The sequence below is a fragment of the Cytobacillus sp. T106 genome (assembly GCF_040492155.1).
Classification (GTDB): domain Bacteria; phylum Bacillota; class Bacilli; order Bacillales; family Cytobacillaceae; genus Bacillus_AB; species Bacillus_AB infantis.
The window spans coordinates 107448-127849 of sequence record NZ_JBEUMK010000012.1 but is presented as its reverse complement, the minus strand read 5'-3'; the positions used below and the strand labels follow the sequence as shown (position 1 = coordinate 127849).

Below are 20402 nucleotides of genomic sequence, written 5' to 3'. Positions count from 1 at the left end.
ACAATAGTCTTATATAGGTGGAGGCGTGGAGTTTACGTATGTTTCGGCGCTTTCATGAGCAGGAGCCGGCAGTGCAGCCGGCCTGCAGGATCAGGCTGACATGCTTCCTCGGAGACTCTGCCGCAGAAGCATCGGCCTAAATATAAGGAGAAGAGGAAAAGCATGACATTGACTGTCCCAGCTAACAATATTCCAAGCACATCACAGGTTCTGGACGAGGGAGCCGTATTGGCTGCCATTGAAAGGTCACATGCGATGATTGAGTTCAGCCCGCAAGGCACTGTGCTATGGGCAAATCATCATTTTGCAAGTACCATGGAATATGATGTGAACGAAATGAAGGGCATGCATCACCGGAAATTTTGTACAGATGAATTTGCCAGCAGTCCCGCTTATTCTGTACTATGGAAAAACTTACGGAGCGGCAAAAGCTTTCAGGAAAAAATCCAGCGTGTGACGAAGAGAGGAAACCTGATTTGGCTTGAAGCTACATATACCCCAGTGAGAGATGAAGAAGGAAATGTCATCGCCGTGGTAAAACTGGCTACAAATATAAATGAAAGAGAAAGCAATACGATTGCAGTTGCAAACGAACTCCAAAACATGGCGGGAGAGCTGCTAAATCGGGCCGAGCTCGGGATTACCAGGAGCGAAGAAGCTGCGGAAGCATCCGAGAAGCTTGCTGGAGATTCAAGAGAGAATCTGAAAATGCTGGATACTCTTAAAACGCAGGCACTGTCCATTGGCGATATTGTCAAAACAATCCGCGAAATAGCTGCCCAGACAAATCTTCTTGCACTCAATGCAGCCATCGAGGCAGCCCGTGCAGGCGAGCATGGGAGAGGGTTCAATGTTGTTGCCGGCGAGGTCAGAAAGCTTGCCACCAGGGTCCAGGAATCCATCGGTGAAGTGAACGCCCATATCGAAGGCATTTCAGGCGAGGTAAAAAATATCAGTGAAGCAACCAGGCAGTCAAGGGACGGAATTGAAAAAAACAGGCTGCTGAACGAACAGGCAATGGCGGAATTCAAGGGCATAGAGAGTGCAGCCCGATCGCTTGATAGCAGGGCAAAGGCGTTCAAGGACATTTTGAAGTAAGTAATTTAAGGGAAAGAAGACCGGCTGCCTGCTGACAGGCAGCCGGTTTTAGCTGCCGAGAGTTTCTCGACAGTCTGAGAATTTCCATTGATGGAGATTCTTTTTCTTTTGAATGTTACAATTTTTTTGTAACGGTTAAAAAATTATTTTAACATTATAGAATCTATGATATTATAAACCTGCGATAATTTGAAAGCGATTACAGGAATTGAGGTGCAATGCTGTGAAGGAGTCTGCTAAGCCTGTATTTGATTTAGCCTCGAGAACAGCAGACATGCTGGTTGCCATGTTCGGGAAGCGCTGTGAAGTAGCCGTCCATGATTTTTCGAGCCTGAAGAACTCGCTTGTGTATATAGCAGGCGACCTGACAGGCCGTCAGATCGGATCGCCTATTACAGATCTGGTGCTGAATGAATTGGCAAAGAAAAAAGATAAAGTTGATGACATCCCAAACTACCGCACACAGACAAAAAAAGGGGCGATTTTAAAATCCTCTACCATTTTTCTGAGAGATGGGGAGAATCATGTGGTCGGCGCCCTTTGCATCAATTACGACATTAGTCTATTCATGCAATTCGGAGGGGAAATAGAAGATTTTATTTCTATCCATTCGGGCGAAACAAAAGAAGAGAATTTTTATTCGTCTGTGCAGGATGTAATCCACGGGATGGTAGAACAGGTGCTTAACGGGTTTAAGAAATCTCCCTCTATCATGCAGCTGGAAGAAAAAGTAGAATGCGTCCGGCAGCTTGAGGAAAAAGGCGCCTTTTTAATAAAAGGAGCAGCAGATTATGTAGCGAATGTACTGGGAGTTTCCAAGTTCACGGTCTACAACTATCTGCAGAAAATCCGCACCGAAAGTGAATTTCAAAAGCAGTGAACAGCAGCAGGACTATGACAGCTTAGAGGAGTGTTTGCAATGGAAATCTTAAAAGGAACAGTCTTATTATTAATTGTACTAGCCTTCTTTTCACTATTCAGCTTTAAAGCACCTAAAGGGATGAAAGCGATGGGGGCTCTTGCCAGTGCTGCAGTAGCTGCCTTTTTGGTAGAAGCTTTTCAGCGATATGTTGGGGGCGATCTCCTCGGGATTGCTTTCCTGGGGGAAGTAGGGGATGCAGCCGGGAGCATGGGCGGAGTTGCAGCTGCAGCACTCGTGGCGCTTGCAATCGGCGTCTCTCCGGTGTATGCTTTAATGCTTGGGGTATCTTGTGCCGGGCTCGGACTATTGCCTGGATTTATTGCAGGATATCTGGTAGCTTTTATTGTGAAAAAGATAGAAGAAAAAGTGCCTGCGGGCTTTGACTTAATTGTGACCATCATTGTGGCGGCGCCTTTAGTCAGGCTGATTGCCGTATATCTAAAGCCTGTTGTAGATGCTACACTATTGAATATCGGCGGTATCATTACAGAAACAGCCAGCAGCAGCCCGATTCTTATGGGCATCATACTCGGAGGAGTCATTACTGTCGTGGCAACAGCCCCATTAAGCTCCATGGCGCTTACAGCCATGCTGGGGCTGACCGGGGTTCCCATGGCCATCGGGGCACTCGCAGTGTTCGGCTCATCTTTCATGAACTATGTGCTGTTCAGCCGCTTAAAATTCGGTGACCGCAAGACAACGATTTCCGTAGCCATCGAGCCACTGACACAGGCACATATCATTTCAGCCAATCCAATTCCGGTGTATGTGACAAATTTCATTGGAGGCGCTGCTGCCGGCGTTATTGTTGCCTTGTCAGGCTTGATCAATAATGCGACAGGAACAGCGACTCCAATTGCCGGCCTGGCTGTTATGTATGGTTTTAATGACCCTGTAAAAGTGACAATCATTGCCCTATCATGTGCAGCTGCCGGAGCAGTCAGCGGCCTTGTTGGGTCAATCTTGTTTAAAAATTATAAAATAAGAACCGTAGCTGAACTAAAAGAAGGAAAAAACCAAAGTGTTCAGGAAGTTGCCTGAAAATCATCTGATATTGCGAGGGTTGCAAAATGAAATATAGATCTGCGTTTGATATTATTGGTCCGGTCATGATTGGTCCATCGAGCTCACATACTGCTGGTGCTGCACGCATCGGCAGGGTGGCAAGGACCCTTTTTGGAAACATGCCAAACAAAGCGGTCATTTCCCTGTACGGTTCATTCGCCAAAACATATAAAGGGCATGGAACAGATGTGGCCATTGTAGGCGGGCTTCTCGACTTCGACACATTCGATGAAAGGATTCCACAGTCATTGGGCCTGGCAAAGGAAGCCGGCCTTGACATCGAATTCAGAATAGAAGACACTGTCATGGACCATCCGAATACTGTATCCATTCACTTGACTGATGGTAAGCATGAGCTTGACCTGACAGGCATCTCCATCGGCGGGGGCACGATAGAAATTACAGAGCTGAACACTTTTAAGCTCAAGCTGTCCGGCAATCCTGCGATACTTGTTCTCCATAATGACCAGTTCGGAGCGATATCTGCCGTTACCCATGTACTGGCCATGCACCGGATTAATATCGGGCATATGGAAGTGTCAAGGAAAGAAAAGGGCCAGATGGCAATGATGGTCATTGAAGTGGACCAGCGCATCGATCTGGACGTGATCAGAGAATTGGAACAGCTTCCTAATATCACACAAATCATCAGAATGGCAGAATAGAAGATTAGGAGCCGGGAGGGAATACCATGTTATTTCGCAATGTAGCAGAAGTAGTCGAACTTGCAGAAAGCAAGGGCGTTAAAATAGCTGAAATCATGATTCAGCAGGAAATAGAAGTATCAGGGCGGACACGCGAGGAGATCATTGCCCAGATGGACCGCAACCTGACCGTAATGGAAGAAGCGGTCGAACGCGGCCTGAAAGGCGTCAAGTCGGTTTCCGGCCTTACAGGCGGAGACGCGGTCCTCTTGCAGAATTATATCAAAAGCGGAAAAGCTTTATCCGGAAACCTGCTGCTTGATGCTGTCAGCAAAGCGGTTGCCACCAACGAAGTCAATGCCGCAATGGGCGTCATCTGTGCCACACCGACAGCCGGATCAGCGGGTGTCGTGCCTGGCACCCTGTTCGCAGTAAAAGAAAAGCTGAACCCATCAAGGCAGGAAATGATTGAATTCCTGTTCACATCAGCAGCCTTTGGATTTGTTGTTGCCAACAACGCCTCTATCTCTGGAGCTGCCGGCGGGTGCCAGGCTGAAGTGGGCTCAGCGAGCGGAATGGCTGCGGCTGCCATTGTCGAGCTGGCAGGGGGAACTCCTTCCCAGGCAGCAGAGGCTATGGCCATCACCTTGAAGAATATGCTCGGCCTTGTCTGCGACCCGGTTGCAGGTCTGGTTGAAGTCCCATGTGTAAAAAGAAACGCTATGGGAGCATCGAATGCCATGACGGCTGCAGACATGGCTCTTGCCGGCATCACCAGCCGGATTCCATGCGATGAAGTCATCATTGCTATGTATAAAATTGGACTGACAATGCCATCTTCACTGCGTGAAACAGCAGAGGGCGGGCTTGCTGCCACTCCGACAGGAAAAAGGCTGCAGGCTGAAATATTTGGAAAATAATATGCTGGAGAAATCCTCTGCTTTAATAAGCGGGGGATTTTTTTGTTTTATAACGTTATTAATGGTGGTAAGCAAGCGGAATGGTCAACAAAAAATAAAAAAATACATTCCTTGCTGAAAACAAATAAATTTTTTTGAAAATCAAGATAATTTGTAGATATTATGCTATTATGTAATTACGTAATAACATAATAAGGTGATGCGGAACTAAGGAGGTCATTATGCCATTCAAAGAAGAACTTAACCATATCAAGCAGCAGCTGGAGATTCTTATAAAGAAAGCAGACAGCATAGATGCAGTCTCTTTGGTCCAAGAAAGTGAAGAAGAGAGCCTGTCTAGCAGTATCTCCTATAGCGGGACAATAACAACCGATGAAGGAAGGAGAAAATGGAAGCCGGCGTCCAAAACTCTTGGGGAGGTGCTGGCGCCAGACAGCGGAGGACTTGCAAATATTCTTTCTTCCCTTGGCCACAAACAAAGAATAGAAATAATCAAGTCTCTCCTGCAGGAGCCGAAGAATGCAGCGGAATTAGTAAAAGAACTCGGAATGGGGACGACCGGACAGCTTTACCACCATATGAAGCCGCTGCTGCATGCCGGCATCATTGAACAGAAGGAAAGGGGAGGCAGCTATTCAATCGCAGCAGATAAAGTTCTTCCCATAATTCTTCAACTGGCTGCTGCAGCAGAAATGTTTGAGAGCAGCCGCTATTTGGCACTGGAAGCGCTCAGGGAAGATCCTGAAAAAATGAACATGAAAATGGAAGGGAATTTTGATGCAAACATCTTGCTGTTTTCACTTATCAATCACGCAGTCCAAGAGCATGAAGCCGGCCATGCTTCCAGAATAAATATATACCTGCATAGTGATGGAAGTGCGACTGTTTCCGATGATGGCCGCGGCATCCCGGTTTCCCTGCTGGAGGGAACCAGTATGAGCAGGCTCCAGGATGTGCTGACAGATGTTGAGAAAAACTATCTGGAAGATTCATCGAATGAAAAATCCGGTATCCCTGTTGCGGCAATCAACGCTTTTTCAGAAAAGCTGACAGTCCTGATTAAAAAGGATCATCAGATTTACAGGCAGGAATATCAGTATGGAAAAGCTCTTGCCCAGGTTGTTCCCATAGGGGAAACGAATGAAACGGGAACGAGCATCACCTTTCTGCCGGATAAGAAAGTGTTTAAGACCGGATTTCATTCTGCAAATCTGCAGGAAAAAATAAACGAGCTGCAGGGACTTTACCCGGATTTATCACTGTCTCTGCAATAAAGGGGGAAGAAAGATGTCTGTCTTAGAAACGATTAGAACCGCAGAAGATGTCATGAACATGCTGGATTTCCTGCTGAAAGAAGAATCTTCATTTCAGTGGGACCAGTTTTATGAAAGAAGGGGCAATCAAGTCCCATTTTTCAGGAATGTTCCTGATGAGAATCTGGCTGTTTATTTCAATACGGGGCAGGTGAGAGCCGGCAGGGTGCTGGAACTCGGCTGCGGGCCAGGCAGGAATGCCATTTACATGGCTGGAAAAGGGTGCACGGTGGATGCTGTAGATTCTTCTAAAGAAGCACTGAGTTGGGCAAGGGAGAGAGTGCGGCGAAATGATGTAGATATCACTTTCGTTGAAGCGGATATCTTCCAGCTGGACCAGAGCTTTGCCGGATACGATTTTATTTACGATTCAGGCTGCTTTCACCATATCCCGCCGCACCGGAGAGCCGATTACTTTGCCATCTTGCGTGAGAGGCTGAAGCCAAATGGCTTTTTTGCGCTAACATGCTTTGAAGAAAACGGTGAGCTGGGCGGCTCGGCTCAATCAGACTGGGATGTCTATAGAGAACGCAGCATGAAGGGCGGACTCGGCTTCACAGAGGAAAAGCTTCTGCATTTATTCAGCGATTACAGAGCAGTTGAAATCAGACCGATGAAAAAGAAGAACGGGGATGATGCAGAGTTCGGTGTCTCCGGCCTGCTAACTGCGCTTTTTCAAAAGAAAGAATAGGAGACCTGTAATGGATGAGAGAATAAAAGGATTATTAAAGAACGTAAAAGAAGAATGCCAAGGAACAATCCACATTTCAGATATTGAGCCATTTGCGTTTGGTGTTGAAAATTGCGTGTTCAAGGGCTATTCACCTGAGTGGGGCAAGGTAGCCATCCGGACTCCCTGGTCCCGGCAGATTGACAGGGAAACAGATACCATCAGCGATTCAAGGGTGGGATTGCTGAAAGAATATGCATTGACAGGCCACGGCAGAAGGTATGGCCTCCCGGTGCCGGCCATCTGCCATCTTCACCTTGGAGAAACAGCCGATTTTCTGGTTCAGGAATTTGTGGAGGGAGATCAGAGTGTCTCCATTGATGAAATAGGAAGAATTGCAATGGAGCTGCACAGCATTGAAATCTTGCCTGAGACTGGCATCTCTGAGCAGGATGTACACCAGTCATTGGCTGAGAGGATTGCTCTTAGGGCAAAAGCAGCTGAAAGGGTTCTGAATTGCAGCCTGCCGCTGCCTGACCCGGAAGATATTTTCGGGATTCTTTCTTCATTCAAGCAGAAAAAGCGTTTGCTGCATATGGATCTGCGGCCGGAAAACCTTATTTTCCAAAAAGGAAAGGCGGCTGCTGTCATCGACTGGACAAATGCGCTGATTGGAGATCCTGTCCTGGAGCTTATGAGAATAAAAGATTATGGGCTTCTGACAGATGAATTTATCCTGGGATATGCAGGGGCGGAGTTGGAAATAGCAAGGGTGCCAGAGGCTGTTCAGTATCTTTATCAGTTTGATACAGCCGCAATGCTTGCCGTGTTATTTCATACTGAAAGCATTGATCCAAAACAGGGGGAAGCAGCGGGGCTTAGAGTTAAGGAGCTTCATAGAAGAATAGCCTATCTATTGTAGTTTATAATATTATTATGTAAACTACAAAGGCTCAAACATTCCAATCCCCATTTCAGCCGCAATAAGCTATAATAGAAATTGTCAAAAGATTAGAAATAGGAGTGTTAGCATGTCTAAAAATGTGGGGATTATCGGACTCGGTGCCATCGGAGAGAGAGTGCTGAGAAATTTTCAGTATAATGAAGGAACAAGAGTCGCAGCACTTTGCGATACGAACGAAACCCGGCTCGAAGCTCTTAAAAGCGAACTAGGGGAAGTTGCTTTGTACAGCAACTATGAGGAACTATTAAATAATGAAGAAATCGAACTAGTATACATAGCCGTGCCTCCAAAATTCCACCATCAGATCGCTTTGGATGCAATTAAAAAAGGAAAACATATTCTTTGTGAAAAGCCGCTTGCCAATTCAATTGAGGAAGCAAAGGAAATGGCAGAGGCTGCAGAGGCGGCCGGCATCGTCAATGCAATCAATTTTCCAATGATGTACAGCAATGTGTTCCGCCTTTTCAAGGAAAAAGCAGCAGATGGGTCGCTCGGTGAAATTAAGCGTGTGGAAGTAAATCTTCATTTCACTGAATGGCCAAGGAAATGGCAGAAGAATAATTGGATCGCCGGCAGGGAGCAGGGCGGATTCATCCGCGAAGTCGGGCCGCACTATATCCAAATGATCATGGACGTTTTCGGCGATATTAAGGATGTCCGTTCCTTTGTTGACTATCCTGAAGATACGGATTTATGCGAGACAGGTTTTGTGGCAGTAATGACGGCTGGCGAGAATATTCCTGTCGTCTTCAACGGTGCGAGCGGGATCGGCCAGCAGGAAAAGATTTCTTTCAAGATTTTTGGAGAAAAAGGGACCATTGATCTGCAAAACTGGAGCCAGCTTGCTGAAAGCACGATTGATGCTGAAGCAGAAATGCTGCCTGTCGAGCGTGAAAATGATATGGATCTTGTCAGCGAAATCTGCCATAGCATTGATGGGGGAAAAGCAAGGATAGTCAGCTTTAATCAAGGATACAAAGTGCAGGAAGTCCTTGAGCAGCTGCTGAATACATAATTAAAGGACTTGGGGGAAGCAGAATGGGTCTGCGTTTTACTATATATGAAAACCCGCAGGAATTTCTGCAGAGAACAGAAAGGTTCCTGCTTAAACGTGAAGCTGAAAACAATCTTCCGCTTGGGCTGCTGTACCAGGCTGCAGAACCTGACAGCCCTTATAAAAATCCCTTCCTAGCATTGGCAGAAAGGGAGGCAGAAATCATAGCAGCACTGATCATGACACCGCCGCACTATCTGATATGGTCTGCAGGAGACATTCCTGATGAAGCGGCTGCTTTGGTCCTGCGCGAGTTTTTTGAAAGAAACATATCTTTTCCCGGAATCGTGGCACCAAAGGAAACAGCGCGGAAGGCTGAAGCGGAATGGAAGAAATTGACCGGTGCAGGCAGCGAAACTGTGATGGATCAGAGGATTTATATCCTGGAGAAAGTGAACGATCTTCCATATGCAGGCGGAACATTGGCACTGGCTTCTGAAAAGGATGAGGAGCTCGCTGCAGGCTGGATATCCGATTTCAGCAGAGCCACTCCTGAAAATACCCTGAGCATAGAAGAGGGAAGGAAAAAGGCGCGGCAGTTTATCTCGGAAAGATCCCTTTATTTATGGCTAAAGGATGGCAGGCCGGTTTCCATGGCGAAAAAAGCAAGGCCAACCAAACATGGTGTTGTTGTCAATCTCGTCTATACGCCTGATGAGGAGCGGAAGAAAGGCTATGCTTCGGCCTGTGTGGCGGCATTGAGCAGGGAATTGCTGAAATCCTATAAGTTTTGCTCACTCTACACAGATTTAGCCAATCCAACCTCCAATCATATCTACCAGGAAATCGGCTATAAGCCGGCAGCTGATTCTGTGATGCTGAAGTGGGTTTAAATTGAAAACGGAAGGCCAAATCACGGAGATTTGGCCTTTTTATCATCGGAGGTGACAGGATGCTGGAAAGGCTGGCAGAGGAAATACCGCTGCTCAAGAAGAGCATCGGAATTGTCCGTTTACAGAAAGGATTTTCACAAGATGAGAAGTATATGGTTTCTTTGGATAAAAGCAAATTACTTCTGAGGCTCTTTGATTTGTCAGGACTTCCATCAAAAAGACAAGAGTTCACGATTTTAGAAAAAATGCATGGTTATGCTATCCCCTGCTCCCAGCCAGTAGAGATTGGCGAAGCAGGAGGGAGAGGATATATGATCACCACCTTTATCGAGGGGAAGGATGCGGAGGAAGAAATAAAGCTCCTTTCTGATCAGGATCAGTATGCAATAGGGTTAGAGGCCGGAAGTCAATTGAGGAAAATGCATCAGCTTCATGCTCCTGAAGGAATGCCTTCCTGGTATAAAAGGAAAGCAGAAAAGCATAAGAAGTATATGGAAGCATATTCTTCATGCGGTGTAAAAATCAAACATGATGATAAAATCATCCAGTTTATTGAAAAAAACCTTCACAGGATGAAAAAACGTCCCAGCCTTTTTCAGCATGATGACTACCATCCTGGTAACCTGATTATTCAAAATAAAAGGCTGGCCGGCATTATTGACTTTAACCGGTTTGACTGGGGAGATCCGATACATGAATTTCTAAAAATCGGCATCTTCAGCCGTAATATAAGCATTCCTTTTTCAATTGGCCAAATAAAAGGCTACCATGATCAGGAAGAACCGGGAGAGGCGTTTTGGACCTTATATTCCGTTTATCTGGGAATGTGTGCTTTTTCCACGGTTATCTGGACATTAAAACATACCCCTGAAAACCTTGAGGGGATGATGGAAAAAGTGTATCTGTTTTTGGAAGACCATGATTATTTTTCTAAAATGAGGCCTAAGTGGTACGATTTGCATCAGGGGGGACAGCGCCAGTGGAAGTAAACTATCAAATTTATGCCGGAATGCCAAAACAGGAAATGCTGGACAAAATCCTTCCATTGCATGCTTCCATTTTCGGGGAATCGGGCCAGCTGGAAAGTAAGATGGCTGATAAGCCTAAGCAGCTTGTTGCAGTTGCTGCCTGTCAAGAACGGGTAATTGGCTACAAGATGGGCTATGAATTAGAGGAGAGCAAGTTTTACAGCTGGCTCGGCGGTGTTGATGAGGAGTTCAGAGGAAGTGGAATTGCTTCCAGGCTGATGGAGATGCAGCATGAATATATCAAGCGGCGGGGGTACAGGCTGGTCCGGACAAAAACGATGAACAAGTGGCGGGACATGCTGATCCTGAACATAAAGCACGGATTTGATGTAATGGAAACATACATAGATGAAAAAGGGATGCATAAAATCATCCTTGAGAAAAAGCTGCGGGACTAGCAAAATTATTTATGGAAGAAAAAGGTTTTGGCTGTTTTTTGTCGAAATATTCCTTATTACACATTTCGGAGGTAGACAGTGTTCTTATTATTTTATTGAGATCCGGGAAATCAACATACCTAATAAATGACAGGAGTTGAATTCTTATGATCTATACATCTTCCTTAAAGGGCATTTCATCTGACATGCTGAATGGTTTTTTTGCAGATTGGCCGAATCCTCCCTCCCCGGACACGCATCTGAAATTGCTGGAAAACAGCTTTAAAGTGATCCTTGCCATTGATGAAAAAGCGGAGCAGGCAGCCGGCTTCATCACTGCCATCAGTGACAATGTTCTATCTGCGTATATCCCATTGCTCGAAGTCCTCCCGGAATATCAGCACCAAGGGATAGGAAAAGAGCTGTTAAACAGGATGCTTAAAGAACTTGATGGCCTTTATATGATTGATCTGCTTTGTGATGATTCCCATGCTCCGTTCTATGAGAAGGCGGGAATGACTAGGGCCGGCGGAATGGTATTCAGAAATTATGAGAGGCAATCAGGTGTAGAATAGGGGGAGCACAGGGGTATACTCTGTGCTTTTTTCTAAATGAGCGAGGAGAAATATATGAAACAATTTTTATCTTTTGATGTAACCATCCGGGTAAGAATGCTATTGAAATTTTTCACCGTGCTTGCTCATACGATGGTCATGCCTTACACGGTTGTCTATTTTGCAGCGAAAATTGGCCCTTCTTTAACAACTATGATGATTATCATCATTGGAATCATTAGTATCATAGGATATCTTTTAGGCGGACAAGCAGCTGACCGGATCGGACGGAAAAGAGTCATCATCACCAGTGAAATGATGACTGGAATCGGCTTTTTAATTGTGTACTGTTTTGATTCACTCCACCATTTTTACGCCATTCCCATTGTAGTTGCATTCAGCTTTATTTATTTCTTTGAAAGTGCCTCAAATCCCGCCTATTCTGCTTTGATCATTGATGCGAGCAATGAGAAGGACAGAAAAATCATCTATACCTACTTTATGTGGATTACAAGTACTGCATTTGCCGGCGGAAGCTTATTGGGCGGATTCTTTTTTGAAAATCATTCTTCCATGCTGTTCTTTATAGTTGGCCTGACTTCCATATTATCCGCTGTATTGACCTCCCTGCTGATAAAAGACATTCCTCTTAAAGCTGCTGATGCAATCACTGAGCTGCCAGCCGCACCGGCAAAGAAACTAAGTATTTTTGCCTCACAATTATTTCTTTTCTTATGCATAGGACAGCTGCTTATCAATATATTGAAAGAACAATTCCCCAATTATTTAAGCATCAGGATCGTGTCAAAATATCCTGTTGGGGATATTGATATTTCAGGATACAAGATGATCGGCTATTTAAATCTGGAAGAAACGATCATCATCACCATAGCAGCAGGCTTCATATTCAAACTGACCAAAAGGCTTTCGGAAAAAATGTCCCTCATGCTGGGCTTGCTGCTTTTTGTACTGGGCTATATCTGCCTAAGCTATTTCATTCATCCAGCCCTCTTAATGCTGGGTATGCTTTTCATTTCTGCCGGCGGGCTCATCTATCTGCCAACCCTTCAGGCCATCACCGCTAAATCGCTTCCTGCCCATTCAAGAGGAAAGCATCTATCAGTCCTTGGACTGGTGGGGGCGGTTGGAGGGATGATCTCCAGTTTATTTATCTGGGCAATGGCATATATACCGGAAATAGGGATTACTTTTATTTTTGTAGGAATGGGGATTTTTTTGGTGGGGGTTTATTGGAGGGTTTATCATATTTCTGAAGATACCCCTGAAATCCAACTTAAAATGACCAAAGTTGGATAGTATCTTGCGAAATAAACCTATGCGTTATAAAAAAGCCAACAAATTTTTCGGAGGTATATCTATGTCAGAAGTCGCAATAAGATGCACAGGCATTGCAGCAATCTTAATTAAAAAGCTTGAGAAGGAAAGCAAGGTATTGCTTTTAAAAAGAGCCGGAACTGTTTTGCCTGATGCCTGGTGCTATATTGGCGGCAGCATAGAGGATGGTGAAACCGCCTGGGAAGCGGCTTTAAGAGAGATAAAAGAAGAAACAGGCATCTCGCTGCCCTATCTATATGTATCCAACCAATACGATCAGATATACTCTGCGAAAGACAATTATATTTACATGGCGCCTGTTTTTGTCGGCTATGTTCCGGAGCATCAGGAAGTTATCTTAAATCATGAACATTCAGCTTATAGATGGATGTCATTTGCGGAAGCGATTGAAACCGCCTCATTGCCGGGGAATGATGCGGTTTTGATGAGTGTGGAAAGACACTTTGCTAAAAAGAGTCCTCCTGACTTTTTACGTGCAGGCAAACTGGTGGTAGCCCGCTGATATGAAATCAAAAATGCACCGGGCTTATGGTGTGTATGGCCTCTTTTTCAAGAAAAACAAACTCCTGGTGATAAACAAAAAAGGCGGTCCATACACCAATCGCTATGATCTGCCGGGAGGAAGCCTTGAGGATTCAGAAAGCCTGGCTATGGCTTTAAGGAGAGAGTTTCTTGAAGAAACAGGCTTAGAGATAGAATTCATCCGGAATATCGGCGTTATTGATTTCATGCTTCCTTGGGGTTGGAAGGAATATACCCATGTGCATCATATCTGTGTTTTTTATGAAGTCGAGGGGACTGGCAGACTGACTCAGCCGCTGGAGTTTGATGGTCAGGATTCGTTTGGAGCCTTGTGGCTTGCTGAGTATGAAGCAAGCTGGGATAATGCGTCGCCATTGGTGCTCAAAGCATTTGAATGGCTTAGGACTAAAAAGCTGAGTGTTGATGCAGAGTGCTATGATGATTGGGAAGTGAAGGGCTAGTCGAAAAATCTTGAAGTAACCTCTTGAATGGAAAAACGTCTAACCTGTTAGAGGTGATTTTTTTGAAAAAAAGACTCCTGATTATTTTGGCGGCATTTGTTCTTTTAGCCGGCTGGAACCTGTGGCCGGAGAAGGTTGAGAAAGTGGAAGTGTATAAGATGCATGCATTAGAAGGGGAAAGGTCCATTACAATTTCCGACACTAAATCAGTCCAGATATTTAGGAATGCCTTCAGGAACGCTAAGAAACAACCTGGTATCGCAGATATGGCGGAGCCGGATTACAAAGTAGCTATGGGGAATAAGATTTATTTTCTCTGGATTGGTGAAGGTCATGGGACAATTATGAATATTGATGATACACATAAAATCTATGCGCTTTCCCGTCGGTCCGTTGATAAGATTGGGAGAGTGTTAAGCAGGCAGGATAAGTTCTTATTTTTTTAGCTGAGTACAAACAGATATAGCTGCTTGCAGGTAAGGACATCCTGTATTAGTTAAAGCTTTCAGAGACCATGCAAGGAATATCTATACACCTCATTAAGAAGAAGAGTTATTTAGAAAAATTATTTGACTCCTTAACTGGAAAGGACAGTTCTCTTTGGAAGACTGTCCTTTTTTTGTTGTTGAGTTAAAATAGTGTTAATGAAAAAAATGAGGAGTCTCCATTATGCCAATCATCAGACATTCACAATTCATCAAAGCACCAATTAAAATATGTTTTGACCTTGCCAGAAGTGTTGAAGTACATACGCAAACAACATCTAGAACACAGGAAAGGGCAGTTGGAGGAGTGACCAGCGGATTGCTTGAAAAAGGCGATATGGTAACTTGGGAGGCCGTGCATTTCGGTATCAGACAGAGGCTGACGGCCAAAGTGACAGTTATGGAAAAGCCTTTTCGTTTTGTCGATATCATGGTGAAAGGCGCTTTCAAGTCGTTTGTTCATACTCATGAATTTTTCGAGGAAGCTGAAGGAACGGTGATGCTTGATACTTTCCAATATGAATCGCCTTTGGGACTGCTGGGAATTGCTGCTGATAAGCTGTTTTTGGAGAGGTATATGCGGGAGTTTATAGTGTTTAGGGCTGAGGGGTTGAGGGAGTTGGCTGAGAAGGGGGGAGGGCTTTAGGTTCTAACAAAATGATGGGGTTAGGCAGGTAAAAGATCATGACATTTAATCAAAATAAAAAGAGAATAATAGACAGGATGCGTCTCCACAGTCAAAAAATATCTGACAGAGATCCTAAATAAAGTATATGAAGCACTCTAACCAAAGAAAAGTATACTAGGGTGCATCAAAAAGAAGATTTGAGTCACTCTAATCAAAGAAAACTAGACTAGAGTGACTTAAAAAGAGGATATGAGTCACTCTGGTCAAAGAAAACCAGACTAGAGTGACTTAAAAAGAGGATATGAGTCACTCTGGTCAAAGAAAACCAGACTAGAGTGCCTCAAAAAGAGGATATGAATCACTCTGGCCAAAGAAAACCAGACTAGAGTGCCTCAAAAAGAGGATATGAATCACTCTGGCCAAAGAAAACTAGACTAGAGTGCCTCAAAAAGAGGGTATGAGTCACTCTGGTCAAAGAAAACCAGACTAGAGTGACTCAAAAAGAGGATATGAATCACTCTGGCCAAAGAAAACTAGACTAGAGTGCCTCAAAAAGAAGATATGAATCACTCCGACCAGAGAAAACTAGACGAGAGTCCCTCATGAAGAAAGTAAGAGTAACACTAGCCAGAGTAAACCTGAATCAGAGTATATCAAGAAGAGAAGAGTCACTCAACTTAACTAGTATTAAGAGTAAAAACAAACTAAATACTGAAAATTTAAAAAGAGGTTCCACGATGAAAACCAGAAACCTTGTACTACTACTCAACACCTTTTCATATATCCTTACTTCAATCCCCGAAAGTCTAACTGCGCTCTATAAAGTGAGAAGAATAGCCATGTCCTTTTAAATCATAATGGCTGGATAGTGCCTTCCGAATGGTTCTATTGCATTTAATAACCTCACACCACTCATAAATACCATTAGTCGTTACTTTCCTATCCGGAAAAAGTAGCTTATAATCTTCTGCAGCACGTATAATCGCTGTGGCATAGCTTTCTTTTCCTCCGCAGTGATTGCATTTCAGATTTTTCCCATCAAAGTACTCATACAGCACCCCACACCCCCTACACCCAATCCCCTTCCTCAACCCCTCCCACCCATACTCTGGCACAGATGAAAAAGGTGATTTATCAAGGTGGGCAGCGGCCAGTCTGTCTGCGAGTTTGGTATGTGCTGATGACAGTTTCAGTGAGGTATCCTTCTTTAGAGGACCGGCAAAGCGGTTGAGCTGCGGGTGGAATACGGCAGGGAGGTTGAGAGGGGCTTGATAGAGCTGGAATTCCGGGTTGATGAAGATGAGGTGGGATTGGATTTTGGTTTTGCAGCCTATTTCCTGGAGGAGCCGGCGGAACAGCTGCTCGTTTCTTTTGAGCTGCAGGAGGGGGTTTTTGATTTCGGTTTTTGAGGCGGTGAACCATTGGTCTCCTTCGGCCACAAAGTCGCCTTCGAAGTTTTTGACTTCAAAGAGATAAACGATGTATGCGGTGATCAGCAAAGAGTCGATTTGAAATAAGGTGTTGTTCATTTCCAGCAGCAAATCGTTTAAAATCAGGCCTCCTTCTGCTGCAGAGAGCAGCCATTCATCAAATTGAAGTTCGCCCTGGTAGCCTTTCTCTAAATTAGAATAGTAAGTCTCATCCTTAGTTGACAAATCCATACGGGAATTCAATGCCCTGAAAAGACGCAACTCACGGGGTTCTGTCCGGGTTTTTACAATCAATCATCATCACTCCTTTTGTCATATTTTAACATAATTAAAAAGAACAGGTGCAAATAAAAGCCTGTTCCCGCCTATACTTCCGTCAACTCTGTTTCCCTCACAAACCGCTGAACATTATTTCTTCCATTCCTTTTGGCAGCATACAAAGCCTGGTCTGCTTCTCTCATCAGAAATTGAATAGGATCGTCCAAAACCTGCGGAAAAAGAAACATATGTGAAACTCCTAAACTAAGCGTTGCATGCACATTAACCTGGCCCAACTTGGTGTACTGTTCTGCAACATTGAGTCGTATCGCTTCAGCTAAATCATAGGCTTCGTCAAAGGAAGTATCCGGGAGCAGAATGATAAATTCTTCCCCTCCGTATCTGCCTATCACATCCGCAGCGCGAATGCTCTCTTTGGCAACCCTCGCAACATGGGAGAGTACAAAATCCCCAGTCTCATGGCCATATTCATCATTAATTTTTTTAAAATGGTCGATGTCAAACATGATTAAGGAGACATCCCCCCCATTGGGACTGATGCCCCCCAGTGATTCCAGCGATTGCTTCATAAAATAAGTCCGGTTGTAAACTTGTGTCAGGCCGTCAATGGAAGCGAGTTCCTTCAGTTGTTCCTGTATCAGGATTTTTTCAGTAATGTTAACAAATGAAATAATCCGCCCAATTTGATGGCCATTTTTATCCTCGACATCTGACATTTGAACCTGGTGGTGGATTTTTTTTCCATCCTGAATCCACTCATAATCGCAGTCCATCCCATTCTCTATAATTTCCTCAAGTATGCGGAATCCGGAAAATGCCTCTTTAAATGGCTTGCCGATCACAGAAGGCTTGAGGAAGGGCATGATAGGAACCATCGCTGAGTTGTAATCAAGGATGGCTCCCTTCCGGTTCAGGACAATCACGCCTTCTTTCATTCTGTCAAAAACAGTATCTCTTAATATCGGGGTAACATCGAACATTTTGAAAGACATCAAAGCGACCCAGTGGAAAAGATAAGATAAGCTCATGGAAACGGGTCCAAGATCAATGCCATAGGGGCTCAGGTCGTTTAAGTAAAAATAATTTGCAAGAATCGGGAATACCAGACCGGCAGCCATGGCCATTAACTGGATTCTGAACAGGAGGGATGCACCTTTTAGCCGAAGAAGCAATGTCAGGACACTGACCGTCAGACAGATGAACATATAAAAAGCGTGAACATAAAAGAAAGGGCCATATTCCAGATCGGCAATCGGGAAGGGGGCATCATTTCTCAGCTCAACAGCCTTATAGTACAGATGGTGAAGGCCATTTGTGGCATGCATGAAGATGGTTGCACTGGGTAAAAGGAAAAGAATATAAATGACCCAGGGCTTCAGCTTTTGCCCGGCATATTCAGCACACATTAAGAAGATAAAGGCAGGAATAAAGGGCATGACAAGATATTCCATACTTAACCATAGTTTGATGCCCTTCAGTGTGGAACTGGACAGTTCAAATACATAGAAAAAGGAAAAGAGCGACGATAAGATGGTCGCGATGATATATGGTTTAACACCTGGAGCGCCTTTTAGCTTATAGAAGGCAAATAGGCATAAACATAAGCTCAAAACTCCTGAAAGAGCGACTAGCGATTTATATAAAATCAATTCATTGGTCATGTTATATACTCCAGTAGAATAAATCTTTTGATAGATTATTAATCATATAAAGTATACTTGAAGACCTATGAGACAGGAAAGGACTTTTGTCATTTAAAGGATGAAAAAGAAAAAACCGCCTCCTTTTTAACTGAGAAGGCGGTTTTGCTTATTCATTTGCGATCCCTGGATAATCACAGTACTCAATGATGGTTCCTTCTGTATCAGCAGGATTCAGATACACGAGCCTCCTGCCATGCTTGTTTGTCCTGAGGGAATCCTCAAGAATCCGGATTCCGCTGTTTTTCAGGTCAGCGATTGCCTCCATTAAATCAGGCACCCGGTAGGCGATATGGTGGACGCCTTTCCCTTTTTGCTTGATGAACCTGGCGATGGGGGAGGTTGTATTATTGGTAGGTGCCAGGAGTTCGATCCGGTCGCCATTAACCTCTAGTATGCAGACTTCGCTTTCGACTCCTGCTGCTTCACTTACATATCTGTCAATCAGTTCAGCATCCAATATGTGTGTGTAAAATTTGAGGGTGCTGTCTATATCTCGTACGGCTATTCCAATATGATCCATTATTTTTTCCACAAGTATGGCTCCTTTCATTCCCTAACAGTGTAAAGGATGGAAGCCTTGTTTACAATTCATCTGAAAAATTCACAAAAAATGTATAAAAAGCACTTGCAACGGTTTTGCTGAGAGACTATGATAGCTAAGGAAATTATTGTTTATGAAAAATTCTACAATGAAAGAAGATGTATATATGGCCCGATCAGCTTCGGCTGTCGATGCAAATGAGAAGCTCAGCATCCGCAATGGGATTGCTACTACTGTCATTTTGAACATCAGCACCAATTATTTTCCTCTGTTTGCGATCAGTGTACTTGGCGTTTCGAACTACCAGGTTGGATTGATCAGCTCCCTGCCTCAGTTTATAGGAATTTTTGCCATGGTGATCGGCTCCCTGCTTATAGGCAGGATGGAAGAAAAGAAGCGGCTTACTGCATACTCCTTCCTGGCCGCGCGTTTTTTCCTTTTAGCGATGTTTTTGCTTGTGTATCTGCCTGAGGAGATGAGAGGGTGGATATTTGTCCTCCTTGTCGGCCTGATGAATTTTCCAGGTTCGATTGCCAATTTGAGCTGGCAGTCCTTCATCGGCGATCTGATACCTGACAGCCGCCGGAGCGGTTTCTTCTCCGAGCGGAACAAAGTAATGACCATTGTCGGCATGCTTTCAACTTTCGCCATCGGCATTCTTCTGCAGCAGTTTGACCAGTCCAATTCTCTGCCTTTCCAGGTTTTATTTTTAGCCGCGTTTTTGATTGGACTGGCGGAAGTGTACTATTTGTTCAAGCATGAAGAGCCAAAGTCCAGCAGGAAAGCGGAGAAAAAACTAAGCATCGGCCTTCATGTTTTCAGGCACAAGCCTTTCTTGTTTTTTATCATCTGCAGTCTTTTCTTTAATTTCGGGTGGCAGATGGCCTGGTCGCTTTTCAGCATCTATCAGATCAAAATTGCCGGCGCCACGGCACTTTGGATCAGCCTTTTCACTGTTGCGAATCAGCTTGCCCAGATTGTGAGCTTTAAATGGTGGGGAAGGATGGCTGATAAACACACTAATGCGAAAATGATGATTCTTGTATCTTTGGGTATGGCATCGGCACCTGTGCTGACAATCCTCTCGCCGAATATGGTGTATCTGGTTATCGTCAATTTCTTTTCCGGTCTGTTTGTTTCAGGCACCGTGCTGCTGCTCTTCAACCAGCTGCTGGAGGTAACTGAAGAGGAAACACGCAGCATCTGTATTTCGAACTATAATATTCTGCTGGCCCTCGTCGCCTTCATTGCGCCGCAGTTTGGTGTATTCCTTCTTGAAGCGGCCGGCATGAATGCTGCTATGACAGTTTCTTCAGTCCTGAGAGGAGCAGGTGCGATATTCTTCTTGTGCCTATTCGTCTATTTAAGGAAATCAAAGGGACATTCATTAAAACTAGCCAGAAATATTTTTTAAAATAACCAAAACCAAAAGCTTGAAAAGCTTTTGGTTTTTTTATGTTGACAAAAAGAAAGCATAGGATTATAGTTGCTTAAGTTAATAGTTCACAAAGTTAATTATTTATCTGGTAAATGGAAGCAGGGGGGATACCAATTA

Annotated in this window: 22 protein-coding genes; 19 read left to right on the top strand and 3 right to left on the bottom strand. The window is 44.3% G+C overall.

The window, feature by feature from the left end; translation table 11 throughout:
* Window positions 1–162 precede the first annotated feature (162 nt).
* From ABU165_RS19440 to ABU165_RS19355, 18 genes are all read left to right on the top strand, one after another.
* Window positions 163–1098: a methyl-accepting chemotaxis protein gene (locus tag ABU165_RS19440; protein WP_318060617.1), complete on the top strand. Its 936-nt coding sequence runs from the start codon at window positions 163–165 to the stop codon at window positions 1096–1098.
* A 223-nt stretch (window positions 1099–1321) separates the two neighbouring features.
* A complete protein-coding gene (locus ABU165_RS19435) occupies window positions 1322–1978 on the top strand; it encodes a helix-turn-helix transcriptional regulator (protein WP_318060616.1) in 657 nt (218 codons plus the stop codon).
* 39 nt (window positions 1979–2017) lie between these two features.
* Window positions 2018–3061, top strand: a complete 1044-nt coding sequence (locus ABU165_RS19430; RefSeq protein WP_101547621.1) for a PTS sugar transporter subunit IIC — start codon at window positions 2018–2020, stop codon at window positions 3059–3061.
* Between the two features lie 29 nt (window positions 3062–3090).
* Window positions 3091–3750, top strand: coding sequence for an L-serine ammonia-lyase, iron-sulfur-dependent subunit beta (sdaAB, locus tag ABU165_RS19425; protein ID WP_318060615.1), 660 nt, complete (start codon window positions 3091–3093; stop codon window positions 3748–3750).
* 26 nt (window positions 3751–3776) lie between these two features.
* Entirely contained in the window at window positions 3777–4649 is an 873-nt protein-coding gene (gene sdaAA / locus ABU165_RS19420; RefSeq protein WP_318060614.1) for an L-serine ammonia-lyase, iron-sulfur-dependent, subunit alpha, read from the top strand.
* A 221-nt stretch (window positions 4650–4870) separates the two neighbouring features.
* Window positions 4871–5923, top strand: coding sequence for an ArsR family transcriptional regulator (locus tag ABU165_RS19415; RefSeq protein WP_318060613.1), 1053 nt, complete (start codon window positions 4871–4873; stop codon window positions 5921–5923).
* Between the two features lie 13 nt (window positions 5924–5936).
* Window positions 5937–6653, top strand: coding sequence for a class I SAM-dependent methyltransferase (locus ABU165_RS19410; RefSeq protein ID WP_318060612.1), 717 nt, complete (start codon window positions 5937–5939; stop codon window positions 6651–6653).
* Window positions 6654–6663: 10 nt separating this feature from the next.
* Window positions 6664–7554: a phosphotransferase family protein gene (locus tag ABU165_RS19405; protein ID WP_318060611.1), complete on the top strand. Its 891-nt coding sequence runs from the start codon at window positions 6664–6666 to the stop codon at window positions 7552–7554.
* A 109-nt stretch (window positions 7555–7663) separates the two neighbouring features.
* Complete coding sequence (locus tag ABU165_RS19400) at window positions 7664–8611, top strand: Gfo/Idh/MocA family protein (RefSeq protein WP_101547625.1); 948 nt, start codon at window positions 7664–7666, stop codon at window positions 8609–8611.
* A gap of 23 nt (window positions 8612–8634) precedes the next feature.
* Complete coding sequence (locus ABU165_RS19395) at window positions 8635–9483, top strand: GNAT family N-acetyltransferase (RefSeq protein WP_101547626.1); 849 nt, start codon at window positions 8635–8637, stop codon at window positions 9481–9483.
* A gap of 59 nt (window positions 9484–9542) precedes the next feature.
* Window positions 9543–10472, top strand: coding sequence for an aminoglycoside phosphotransferase family protein (locus ABU165_RS19390; RefSeq protein ID WP_101547627.1), 930 nt, complete (start codon window positions 9543–9545; stop codon window positions 10470–10472).
* The gene (locus ABU165_RS19385) at window positions 10463–10909 is read left to right on the top strand and encodes a GNAT family N-acetyltransferase (protein WP_318060610.1); all 447 of its coding nucleotides are present in this window, start codon (window positions 10463–10465) and stop codon (window positions 10907–10909) included. The genes ABU165_RS19390 and ABU165_RS19385 overlap by 10 nt, the downstream gene beginning before the upstream one ends.
* 146 nt (window positions 10910–11055) lie before the next feature.
* Complete coding sequence (locus ABU165_RS19380; RefSeq protein ID WP_101547628.1) at window positions 11056–11463, top strand: GNAT family N-acetyltransferase; 408 nt, start codon at window positions 11056–11058, stop codon at window positions 11461–11463.
* A gap of 54 nt (window positions 11464–11517) precedes the next feature.
* On the top strand, window positions 11518–12759 hold the full coding sequence (locus ABU165_RS19375) for an MFS transporter (protein WP_198018088.1): 1242 nt from the start codon (window positions 11518–11520) through the stop codon (window positions 12757–12759).
* Between the two features lie 61 nt (window positions 12760–12820).
* Window positions 12821–13300 (top strand): NUDIX hydrolase, encoded by a 480-nt coding sequence (locus ABU165_RS19370; RefSeq protein WP_318060609.1) that lies wholly within the window; start codon window positions 12821–12823, stop codon window positions 13298–13300.
* A gap of 1 nt (window position 13301) precedes the next feature.
* Window positions 13302–13781, top strand: coding sequence for an NUDIX hydrolase (locus ABU165_RS19365; protein ID WP_129612296.1), 480 nt, complete (start codon window positions 13302–13304; stop codon window positions 13779–13781).
* Window positions 13782–13843: 62 nt separating this feature from the next.
* Window positions 13844–14227 (top strand): YhfM domain-containing protein, encoded by a 384-nt coding sequence (locus ABU165_RS19360; RefSeq protein WP_318060608.1) that lies wholly within the window; start codon window positions 13844–13846, stop codon window positions 14225–14227.
* Between the two features lie 223 nt (window positions 14228–14450).
* Window positions 14451–14912 (top strand): SRPBCC family protein, encoded by a 462-nt coding sequence (locus ABU165_RS19355; protein WP_318060607.1) that lies wholly within the window; start codon window positions 14451–14453, stop codon window positions 14910–14912.
* Between the two features lie 788 nt (window positions 14913–15700).
* Here ABU165_RS19355 and ABU165_RS19350 read toward each other — a convergent pair.
* From ABU165_RS19350 to ABU165_RS19340, 3 genes are all read right to left on the bottom strand, one after another.
* Entirely contained in the window at window positions 15701–16618 is a 918-nt protein-coding gene (locus ABU165_RS19350; RefSeq protein ID WP_318060606.1) for a nuclease-related domain-containing protein, read from the bottom strand.
* A 71-nt stretch (window positions 16619–16689) separates the two neighbouring features.
* A complete protein-coding gene (locus tag ABU165_RS19345; protein ID WP_318060605.1) occupies window positions 16690–18264 on the bottom strand; it encodes a histidine kinase N-terminal 7TM domain-containing diguanylate cyclase in 1575 nt (524 codons plus the stop codon).
* A gap of 148 nt (window positions 18265–18412) precedes the next feature.
* A complete protein-coding gene (locus ABU165_RS19340) occupies window positions 18413–18838 on the bottom strand; it encodes a VOC family protein (RefSeq protein ID WP_311224420.1) in 426 nt (141 codons plus the stop codon).
* A gap of 142 nt (window positions 18839–18980) precedes the next feature.
* Between ABU165_RS19340 and ABU165_RS19335 the strand changes: the two genes are divergently transcribed.
* Window positions 18981–20261, top strand: coding sequence for an MFS transporter (locus tag ABU165_RS19335; RefSeq protein ID WP_009790806.1), 1281 nt, complete (start codon window positions 18981–18983; stop codon window positions 20259–20261).
* The last annotated feature ends 141 nt before the right edge of the window (window positions 20262–20402 follow it).

Bases quoted from the DNA above. Each gene is read 5' to 3' on its own strand.
- ABU165_RS19440 (WP_318060617.1), top strand. From the start codon at position 163: ATGACATTGACTGTCCCAGCTAACAATATTCCAAGCACATCACAGGTT.
- ABU165_RS19430 (WP_101547621.1), top strand. From the start codon at position 2,018: ATGGAAATCTTAAAAGGAACAGTCTTATTATTAATTGTACTAGCCTTC.
- sdaAB (WP_318060615.1), top strand. From the start codon at position 3,091: ATGAAATATAGATCTGCGTTTGATATTATTGGTCCGGTCATGATTGGT.
- sdaAA (WP_318060614.1), top strand. From the start codon at position 3,777: ATGTTATTTCGCAATGTAGCAGAAGTAGTCGAACTTGCAGAAAGCAAG.
- ABU165_RS19415 (WP_318060613.1), top strand. From the start codon at position 4,871: ATGCCATTCAAAGAAGAACTTAACCATATCAAGCAGCAGCTGGAGATT.
- ABU165_RS19410 (WP_318060612.1), top strand. From the start codon at position 5,937: ATGTCTGTCTTAGAAACGATTAGAACCGCAGAAGATGTCATGAACATG.
- ABU165_RS19405 (WP_318060611.1), top strand. From the start codon at position 6,664: ATGGATGAGAGAATAAAAGGATTATTAAAGAACGTAAAAGAAGAATGC.
- ABU165_RS19400 (WP_101547625.1), top strand. From the start codon at position 7,664: ATGTCTAAAAATGTGGGGATTATCGGACTCGGTGCCATCGGAGAGAGA.
- ABU165_RS19395 (WP_101547626.1), top strand. From the start codon at position 8,635: ATGGGTCTGCGTTTTACTATATATGAAAACCCGCAGGAATTTCTGCAG.
- ABU165_RS19390 (WP_101547627.1), top strand. From the start codon at position 9,543: ATGCTGGAAAGGCTGGCAGAGGAAATACCGCTGCTCAAGAAGAGCATC.
- ABU165_RS19380 (WP_101547628.1), top strand. From the start codon at position 11,056: ATGATCTATACATCTTCCTTAAAGGGCATTTCATCTGACATGCTGAAT.
- ABU165_RS19375 (WP_198018088.1), top strand. From the start codon at position 11,518: ATGAAACAATTTTTATCTTTTGATGTAACCATCCGGGTAAGAATGCTA.
- ABU165_RS19370 (WP_318060609.1), top strand. From the start codon at position 12,821: ATGTCAGAAGTCGCAATAAGATGCACAGGCATTGCAGCAATCTTAATT.
- ABU165_RS19365 (WP_129612296.1), top strand. From the start codon at position 13,302: ATGAAATCAAAAATGCACCGGGCTTATGGTGTGTATGGCCTCTTTTTC.
- ABU165_RS19355 (WP_318060607.1), top strand. From the start codon at position 14,451: ATGCCAATCATCAGACATTCACAATTCATCAAAGCACCAATTAAAATA.
- ABU165_RS19345 (WP_318060605.1), bottom strand. From the start codon at position 18,264: ATGACCAATGAATTGATTTTATATAAATCGCTAGTCGCTCTTTCAGGA.
- ABU165_RS19335 (WP_009790806.1), top strand. From the start codon at position 18,981: ATGAAAAATTCTACAATGAAAGAAGATGTATATATGGCCCGATCAGCT.